Origin of the sequence: Clostridium sp. (genome assembly GCF_032552055.1) — a bacterium.
Taxonomy (GTDB): domain Bacteria; phylum Bacillota; class Clostridia; order Clostridiales; family Clostridiaceae; genus Clostridium.
In genome coordinates, this window is the sequence record NZ_JAWGSV010000381.1 from 1 (window position 1) to 1,918 (window position 1,918).

Consider the following 1,918-nt stretch of genomic DNA (forward strand, 5'->3'; position numbering starts at 1 on the left):
TACTTAGAAAAGGAGAAAATAATATGAAATTAGAACAAGGTTTAGTTCAAATATATACTGGAAATGGAAAGGGCAAGACTACTGCTGCTATTGGGCAAGGTATAAGATCATATGGTAATGGATTAAAAGTATTTATGTTGCAATTTTTAAAGGGTGGAGAAACTGGAGAACTTAAAACTGTTGGGGAACTGGGGGAAAACTTTAAAATTTTTAGATTTGAAAAGCCAAAAGATTTTACTTGGAATTTAAATGAAAGAGAACTTGAGGAATTAAGGTTAGAAATAAGAGAGGGGTATAATTTTATTTTAGATGTAATTAAAAATAATAAATGTGATGTTTTAATTATTGATGAGGTTATGGCAGTGCTATCTAATAATTTTTTAACAGTAGATGAAGTTTTGTATATTTTAAATAATAAACCTAAAAATATGGAACTTATTATGACGGGAAGAAATGTTCCAAAGGAAATAATAGAGAAGGCAAATCTAGTAACAGAAATGAAACCTATTAAGCATTATTTTGAAGAGGGAATAGATGCAAGAAAGGGTATTGAATATTAAGTTAGGGGCTATGATATGAATTATAATTTAGATGATGTTCAAATATCTGGTATAAGAATGTTTTTTAATAAGGTAAAAGAAGTTCCTGGAGCAATATCACTTACCTTAGGACAGCCGGATTTTGAGATGCCAAAAGAAATAAAATTAGGCATGATAAAGGCTATAGAAGAAGACAAGACAATATATACGGATAATTTAGGAGTTTTAGAGCTGAGAGAAGAGGTATGTAATTATTTAAAATCTAAAAATATCAATTATAGTAAAGAAGAAATATGTATAACTGTAGGTGGGAGTGAAGGTTTATTTTCATCAATTGCTTCAGTTATTAACAAGGGAGATAAGGTACTAATACCTACTCCAGGATATCCTGCATATGAAAATATAGTTAAAATCTTAGGTGGAGTAGTAGTATACTATGAACTAAATGAAGATTTTACTATTAATATAGAAGAATTAGATAGGCTAATTGTTAAAGGTCAAATTAAATATATGATTTTATCATATCCATCTAATCCTACTGGTGCTATTCTAAATTATAATGATTACTGTAAGTTAGCTAATCTTATCAAAAAATATAATTTACTAGTAATAACAGATGAAGTATATGAAGCGTTTACGTATGAAGAGTATCATAGTATTGCGATGAATGAAGAGTTGAAAGAAAATATTATATATGTAGGAAGTTTTTCTAAAATGCTTTCTGCAACTGGAGTTAGATTGGGATTTATTGCTTCTAACCGTACAATTATAGATGAGATAAATAAAGTTCATCAATACTGTGTATCCTGTGCTAATTCCATAGCGCAATTTGGTATATTAGAAGGTCTTAGAAATGGACTTTATAATATAGATAAAATGAAAAAGGAATTTATGTTAAGGAAAGATTATGTGGAGAAAAGGCTTAAAGATATGGATTTAGAATTTATTTCACCAAAAGGAGCCTTTTATATATTTCCTTCTATAAAAAAATTCAACTTAACATCTGAAGAATTCTGCTTAAGGCTTCTAAAAGAAAAGAAGATAGCTTGTGTCCCGGGAAGTGCTTTTGGATATGGGGGAGAAGGGTATATAAGAATGTCCTATTGTTATTCATCTGTAGAACTTAAAGAAGCTTTAGATTCTATTGAAATATTTATAAAAGAATTACATTAACTTTAAATATTTTAAATAAGCTAAATTTGGTTTTTGATTAGTTTTATAAGAGTATATAAATAGTGATTAAAATAGACTGCTTCAAAGCAGTCTATTTTAATTTATTCATTTTATCAACAATATTAACAAAATTTAAAAGTTTTAAATAAAAAGTAAAAAAAATCAATTTATTAAAAGGATAATAAGAAAATCAATGTATATATAAT

The 1,918-nt window shown here is 27.2% G+C and carries 2 protein-coding genes; both read left to right on the forward strand.

Going from position 1 to position 1,918, the window contains the following annotated elements:
* The first annotated feature begins 23 nt into the window (after positions 1–23).
* Complete coding sequence (locus E6248_RS15735) at positions 24–560, forward strand: cob(I)yrinic acid a,c-diamide adenosyltransferase (RefSeq protein WP_316341711.1); 537 nt, start codon at positions 24–26, stop codon at positions 558–560.
* A 15-nt stretch (positions 561–575) separates the two neighbouring features.
* A complete protein-coding gene (locus tag E6248_RS15740; RefSeq protein WP_316341710.1) occupies positions 576–1,712 on the forward strand; it encodes an aminotransferase class I/II-fold pyridoxal phosphate-dependent enzyme in 1,137 nt (378 codons plus the stop codon).
* The last annotated feature ends 206 nt before the right edge of the window (positions 1,713–1,918 follow it).

Bases quoted from the DNA above. Each gene is read 5' to 3' on its own strand.
- E6248_RS15740 (WP_316341710.1), top strand. From the start codon at position 576: ATGAATTATAATTTAGATGATGTTCAAATATCTGGTATAAGAATGTTT.
- E6248_RS15735 (WP_316341711.1), top strand. From the start codon at position 24: ATGAAATTAGAACAAGGTTTAGTTCAAATATATACTGGAAATGGAAAG.